The following is a 6,139-nucleotide window of genomic DNA, read 5'->3' on the forward strand; positions in this document are numbered from 1 at the left end:
GGGTCAGCCGCCGCCGGTCTTCGCCTTGGCCGCCGCCTTCATCTGCTGCTTGAACTCCCGCACCCGGCTCAGCGAATCGGCGTCCGTGACGTCGGCCACCGACCGGTACGCGCCCGGGTCGCCGTAGTCTCCGGCTGCCTTGCGCCAGTCCTGCGGGGTCACCCCGAAGCGCTTACCGAGCAGGGCCACGAAGATCTGCGCCTTCTGCTTGCCGAAGCCGGGCAGCTCGGCGACCCGGCGCAGCAGCTCCGGCCCGTCGGCGACCCCGGACCAGAGCAGCGCCGCGTCACCGTCGTAGCGCTCCACGAGCACCTGGCAGACCTCCTGCACCCGGGCCGCCATCGCCTTCGGAAACCGGTGCAGCGCGGGCGGCTGGGCGAAGAGCGCGACCAGGGCCTCCGGGTCGTACCCGGCCAACTCCGCCGCGTCCAGGTCGTGGCCGAGCCGCCGCACCAGCACGTACGGCGAGGAGAACGCCTTCTCCATCGGGATCTGTTGGTCCAGGACCATGCCGAGGAGCAGGGCCAGTGGGCTGCGCTCCAGCAGCCGGTTGGCCTCCGGATCGATCGGCAGCACGAGCGTCATGTGGACATCCTGCCTGGTGCACCGAGGTGGGCGGACACCGACGCTCCGTTCGGTGCGGACAGGTGGCGCCGGTCTGCCACGCTCGACGTCATGCTTCGGACCGCCCCGCCCGGATCCCCGTACCACCGGCTCGGCCGCACCGACCGCCACCGCGTGTGGAAACCCATCGTCGGCACCCTCGTACTGCTTGCCTCGGCATTGCTGGTCGTCACCCTCCTCTTCAGCGTCGCCGCCGTCGTGGGCGAGCTCACCAACCGCCCGTACGACGCCGACGGGTTCCCCACCTTCGGCCCGATTCCGGACGCCGCGCTGCTGCTCGCCTCGCTGGCGCTGCTGCTCCCACTGGTGCTGGGCACCGCCTGGCTCGTGCAGCGCCGGCCCGCCGGCACGGTCTCCTCGGTGCTCGGCCGGCTGCGGTGGGGGTGGCTCGGCCGTTGCCTGCTGATCGCCACACCGCTGATCATCGTCATGCTGTTCGGGGCGGACCTCCTGCTCGGGCTGACCGACGAGAGCTCGGTCCTCGACCCGGCAGCCACCTGGGTGGGTTGGCCGGAGTTCGCCGCCGGCCTGCTGATGGTTCTGCTGTTGGTGCCGTTCCAGGCCGCCGCGGAGGAGTACGCCTTCCGGGGCTGGCTGTTGCAGGCCGTCGGCGCGTACCTGCGCACACCCTGGCCCGCGATCACCCTCCAGGCGGTGCTCTTCGCCGCCGCGCACGGCTGGGGCACGGTCTGGGGCTTCCTGGACCTGGCCTTCATGGGAGCGCTCATGGGCTGGCTGGCGATCCGCACCGGCGGGCTCGAGGCCGCGATCGCGCTGCACGTGGTGAACAACCTGACCGGCTTCACCCTGGCGGCGGCGTTCGGCGAACTCGCCGCCGACGAGACGATGGCCGACTCCCCCTGGCAGCTCGTCCTGGTCGACGTGGTGGTCCTGTCGGCGTACGCCCTGGTCGTCGACCGGTTGGCCGCGCGTCGAGGGTTGGCGACAGTCGTACCGCCGGCGCTGGTCGGGGCGGTGCCCGGCGCGCCGCCGCTCCCGGCCGGCGAGCCCGCACTCCCGACCAGCACGGGCTCGTTCCCGACCGGCGAGCCGTCGCCGCCGAGCGGCACGGAGGTGCGGCTGCCGGCCTCCGGGGTCGAATCTCGCGGGTGGTGACGGCTCGTTCCACGGCGGCAGGCAGGATGTCGGAGTGGACGAACACGACATGCTGCTCTCCCCCGCCGGTGTCGACGCGCTGCGGGCCGCGCTGACCCGGACCGGGTTCACCAGCCGTGGCGTCGCCGAGCGGCTGGGCGCCCAGGCGACCGCCGCGGTCGCCCGCAACGACTACCGGGCGGCGCTGCGCGCCACCGAGGACGGCGACCCGCTGGGCACCCTGATCCGGGTGTTCATCTGCGACCAGACCGAGTCGGAGGCGGCGGTGGCCGCCGCGCTGGCGCCGCTGGGCCTGGCGGAGGCACTGGCCGGCGGGCTGGTCGAGCGGTACGGCAATGGCCTGCGCGCCGGCGTCGACCTGGAGCCGTACGGCGACGACTGGTGGGTGCTCGCCGACGTGTCGGCCAGTGCCCGGCCGGGCCGACCGTTGCACGCCGAGCACGTGCTCGGCATCGGCGGGGCCACCCAGACCCTGATCGGCGCGACCATGCGCCGGCCCGTCGACACCGCACTGGACCTGGGCACCGGCTCCGGCGTCCAGGCCCTGCACCTGGCCACCCACGCCCGGTCGGTGACCGCCACCGACCTGTCCGAGCGGGCGCTGCGCTTCGCCGCGACCACCGCCGCCCTCAACGGCCAGGACTGGGAGCTGCTGCGCGGTGACCTGGTCGCCCCGGTGGCCGGTCGACGGTTCGACCTGGTGGTGAGCAACCCGCCGTTCGTGGTCGGCCCGGGCACCACCACGCACGTCTACCGCGACTCCGGGCGGGTCGGCGACGCCATCGGCGCGGAGTTGGCCGCCGCCGCCCCCGGGCTGCTCACCGAGGGCGGCACCATGCAATACCTGGCGAACTGGGTGCACGTCGCCGGTGAGGAGTGGGACGAGCGGGTGGCCGGCTGGTTCGCCGGGACCGGCCTGGACGCCTGGGTGATCCAGCGCGAGGTGGCCGACCCGATGGCGTACGTCGACCTGTGGCTCACCGACGTCGGCGAGACCGCCGACCCGCAGCGGATGGCCGCCTGGCTGGACTGGTTCGACGCACACAAGGTGGAGGGGATCGGCTTCGGCATCGTGTCGCTGCGCCGCGGCGGCCACGCCGACCCGGTGGTCCGCGTGGAGGACCTGCGGCAGCGGGTGCAACCGCCGTTGGGCGACCAGATCGCCGCCTGGTTCGACCGCCAGGACTTCCTGCGGGTACGCGACACCGAAGGGCTGCTCGCCGAGCGCTACCGGGCCGCCGACGGCCTCCAACTGCGCCAGGAGGCCACCATGGGCGACGAGGGCTGGGCGGTGGACCGACAGGTTCTCGCGATGCCGCACGGCCTGCGCTGGACCGAGGAGATCGACCCACTGGTGTTGGCGCTGGTCGGTGGTGCCGACGGCCGGCTGCCGCTGCGCGACCAACTCGCCCTGCTCGCCGCGGCCCACGACGTCGAGCCGGACGAGATGGCCGAGGCCGCCGGCCCGATCGTGGCGCACCTGGTGGAGCGCGGCTTCATCGAGGCGGTGACCGAGTGACGCGGGCCGGCTCCACGGCGGCTGCCGGCTCCGAGGCGGCTGCCGGCTTCGGGGCGGCTGCCGGCTTCGGGGCGGGTTGCTGATGCGTGCGGTGGTGCAGACCGTCGGGCGGGCCAGCGTAACCGTCGACGGCGAGGTGGTCGGCGCGATCGAGAACGGCCTGCTGGTGCTGCTCGGGGTGACCCACACCGACTCGGCGCAGACCGCTCAGACGATGGCCCGCAAGGTGCACGAGCTGCGCATCCTGGACGACGACCGGTCCGCCGTCGACACCGGCGCGCCGATCCTGGTGGTCAGCCAGTTCACCCTCTACGGCGACGCGCGCAAGGGCCGACGCCCGAGCTGGACCGCGGCCGCCCCCGCCGAGGTCGCCGAACCACTTGTCACCGCGGTAGTCGACGCCCTGCGCCAACGAGGCGCCAAGGTCGAGACGGGCCGCTTCCGCACCCACATGCTCGTGGAGAGCACAAACATAGGCCCCCGCACAATCCTCCTAGACCTCTGACACTGCGACGGCAGTAAGCAGGGGACACCGGCGGTTGCTAACTCCGGGCCGAGATTAGTCGTATACGCAGCAGAGACATGGCGCCAGTAGCGCGGCCGAGGTGAGCAGCAGGACGAGAAGCGTGGCCAGCTCGCTGCGCGCCGCCGGACCGCGTCGACGTCCCGGTCCGCCCACCGCAACAACCGCTGCATCCCGGCCGGCGACACATCCCCGGCCTGCTCAGCCAGGGTCCAGCCGTTCTTCCGCCCCAGACCTGAGACCAGACCGCACAAGTACTGACGCGCACGCCGTCGCGGCTCCGAACGGCGAAATCGAGGCCCGACACGGGCATGCACGTCCGCCACAGGCAGACCAACGAACCCGACCCGAAGACGATTCGCCTACTGCCGTTGCAGTTAAGGCCTGTTCATAAGTACTGGCCGGGCTGCGGCGGACCGCCCTTATGAAACAGGCCTTAGTTGGCGGTGGCGCCGCAGGCTCGCCACTCGTCACCGGCGCGGACGAGGTATAGCTCGAAAGTTCGGCGCAGACGCTGCTGCTCGGCGCTAACCTCAATGACGACTGAGACGGTGGCGCTGTCCGTAGACTCCGACTGCACCTCTACGTCGACCGCATCGGTGACCAGTTGCAGCCCGAGCGCAGCCTCGCGTCGCGCCACTTCCTCCCGCCACTGGTCCACCACGCCCAATTGTGGACTATCGCAGGTCATCTCACTGGTGGCGGATGGATCATGGTTTGTCAACGCCGCATCGAGATACCAGCGGGCGACGTCTTCAGCGCCCGGACCGGCATCGGCAGCCGGACCGGCATCGGCGCCCGGACCGGCATCGGCAGCCGGACCCGTATCGGTGGTCCGTGTACCTCTCGACCTGTCCCATCCGTCATTGAGCGAATTCAGCAGCACAACGGGCAACGGACAGCAGATCACGATCAGAAGGAAAAACTTGACGACGTCGCTGAAGGGAACGCCAGCGGCGTCACGTCGCCATTCCTCCATGTCGCGCTGTCGTTTGGGATCGAGCACGGTCAGATCCGGATCGGACGGCTTGTACGCATGTACTGATGGTCAGCGTTGCCGTAGATCCTTTCCACCCGTCCCACGTGCAAGCTGGACGGGCCTTGCTGCGCCGAGGCGGATCCGCACGGCTACCAGAAGCGGCCAACTGGTCAGGCCAACGAGCCGCGATGACCGCCGGACGGCCACGGCGGTACAGCCTCATGGCCATACGCCCTTTAGGGCGAGACCTCGGAACTGGCGGCCCGCCTCGACTCCTGACGGCATGACCCTCCGGGCGGCAGCCAGCGCGGTCAGCCGTGCTGATCGTGACGACGACGGGTAAGCGCGAGTCGGGTGGTCAGCCGTACGCCCGGATGATGTGGCCGGTGTCGTCACCCTCGACGCAGCGCAGGTAGTGGCCGACGAGTTCGTCCATCGGCACCGGACGCATGCCGGGGAAGTCTTCGGCGAAGGCGTCGCGGGAGTCCCCGATCATCGTGGGGCTGACCACGTTGATCCGCATACCCCGCGGTAGCTCGATCGCGGCCGACAGGCCGAAGCTGTGCAGGGCGCCGCTGATGACGCCGCCACCGGTGACGTGCGGCCATGCGTGGTCGGCGAAGATACCGGAGGTCAGGGTGAAGGAGGCGCCGTCGGCGCAGTGGTGCTGGCCGGTGAGAACCAGATCTGCCTGCCCGAAGAACTTGGCTCGCATGTTTTCGAACAGCGCGTCGGAGGTCAGCGTCGTGAACTCGTCGAGCGCGCCGTGCGCTGCGATGCACACCACGCTGTCGACCGCCCCGACCTCGCGGTACATGGCCTCGATTGTCGAGTGCGAGGTCAGGTCGACGTGGATGTCACCTGAGGTGCGTCCGGCCACGACAACGTGGTGGCCGCGCGATCGCAACGCGGGCACCAGACGTTCTCCGATGGTGCCGGCGCCGCCGACGACGACGATCCTCACCGTGCTTTCTCCGTCCGGGACAGGGTTCCTGGCGCGATGTGTCGTTCGAGGCTCTCTGCCAACAAGGTGAGCGCGTCGGCGTCAGATGCGCCGGGACGCGCGTAGAACAGGCCGATCTGCTGGTCGCCGTCAGGCAGGCTGACCGTCTCGTTGGCCAGAGTAACTCGCCCGACGACAGGATGGTCGAGTTCTCGCAGGTAGTACGAGCATGTTCAGACAGGGCGCCGCACCCACATTCACGCGAACCCCGCCCCGCCCCCACCCGCCCCCACCCCACCCCACCCGCCCTGGTTGATCATGAGGTTATTGCTCGCCGCCTCGGCTTGGGGTCAAGGGGTGAGTGCAATCGTTAGGTAGCGATGAGGTGGTCCAGGCGTTCGGCTGGGGTTGCCCAGTCGAGCGTCTGGCGGGGGC

At 70.7% G+C, this 6,139-nt stretch carries 7 protein-coding genes and 1 pseudogene; 3 read left to right on the forward strand and 5 right to left on the reverse strand.

Translation table 11 applies throughout. From position 1 onward, the window contains the following. Nucleotides 1-3: 3 nt before the first annotated feature. On the reverse strand, nt 4-585 hold the full coding sequence (locus tag AB0B14_RS30305) for an HhH-GPD-type base excision DNA repair protein (RefSeq protein WP_357525514.1): 582 nt from the start codon (nt 583-585) through the stop codon (nt 4-6). Nucleotides 586-675: 90 nt separating this feature from the next. Here AB0B14_RS30305 and AB0B14_RS30310 point away from each other — a divergent pair, with 90 nt between their 5' ends. The 3 genes from AB0B14_RS30310 to dtd all read left to right on the forward strand — a co-directional run bounded on the left by AB0B14_RS30310 (nt 676) and on the right by dtd (nt 3,764). Then, complete coding sequence (locus AB0B14_RS30310) at nt 676-1,740, forward strand: CPBP family intramembrane glutamic endopeptidase (protein ID WP_357070322.1); 1,065 nt, start codon at nt 676-678, stop codon at nt 1,738-1,740. Nucleotides 1,741-1,774: 34 nt separating this feature from the next. Continuing rightward, entirely contained in the window at nt 1,775-3,259 is a 1,485-nt protein-coding gene (locus AB0B14_RS30315) for a methyltransferase (RefSeq protein ID WP_357525516.1), read from the forward strand. 82 nt (nt 3,260-3,341) lie between these two features. Continuing rightward, the gene (gene dtd / locus AB0B14_RS30320; protein ID WP_357525518.1) at nt 3,342-3,764 is read left to right on the forward strand and encodes a D-aminoacyl-tRNA deacylase; all 423 of its coding nucleotides are present in this window, start codon (nt 3,342-3,344) and stop codon (nt 3,762-3,764) included. 143 nt (nt 3,765-3,907) lie between these two features. Here the strand turns inward: dtd and AB0B14_RS30325 are convergent. The 4 genes and pseudogenes from AB0B14_RS30325 to AB0B14_RS30340 form a co-directional block, all read right to left on the reverse strand. Beyond that, nucleotides 3,908-4,114, reverse strand: a pseudogene (locus tag AB0B14_RS30325) (IS701 family transposase); the annotation flags it as partial. 104 nt (nt 4,115-4,218) lie between these two features. Next, a complete protein-coding gene (locus tag AB0B14_RS30330; RefSeq protein WP_357070329.1) occupies nt 4,219-4,788 on the reverse strand; it encodes a hypothetical protein in 570 nt (189 codons plus the stop codon). Nucleotides 4,789-5,119: 331 nt separating this feature from the next. Then, on the reverse strand, nt 5,120-5,725 hold the full coding sequence (locus AB0B14_RS30335) for a short chain dehydrogenase (protein WP_357070331.1): 606 nt from the start codon (nt 5,723-5,725) through the stop codon (nt 5,120-5,122). Beyond that, nucleotides 5,722-5,922, reverse strand: a complete 201-nt coding sequence (locus AB0B14_RS30340; protein WP_357525535.1) for a hypothetical protein — start codon at nt 5,920-5,922, stop codon at nt 5,722-5,724. The genes AB0B14_RS30335 and AB0B14_RS30340 overlap by 4 nt, the downstream gene beginning before the upstream one ends. Nucleotides 5,923-6,139: the final 217 nt, after the last annotated feature.

Origin of the sequence: Micromonospora sp. NPDC049171 (assembly GCF_040648275.1) — a bacterium.
GTDB lineage: Bacteria > Actinomycetota > Actinomycetes > Mycobacteriales > Micromonosporaceae > Micromonospora.

What these genes read in the sequence shown, in the direction of transcription:
- AB0B14_RS30305 (WP_357525514.1), bottom strand. Translation starts at nt 585, where the DNA reads ATGACGCTCGTGCTGCCGATCGATCCGGAGGCCAACCGGCTGCTGGAG.
- AB0B14_RS30310 (WP_357070322.1), top strand. Translation starts at nt 676, where the DNA reads ATGCTTCGGACCGCCCCGCCCGGATCCCCGTACCACCGGCTCGGCCGC.
- dtd (WP_357525518.1), top strand. Translation starts at nt 3,342, where the DNA reads ATGCGTGCGGTGGTGCAGACCGTCGGGCGGGCCAGCGTAACCGTCGAC.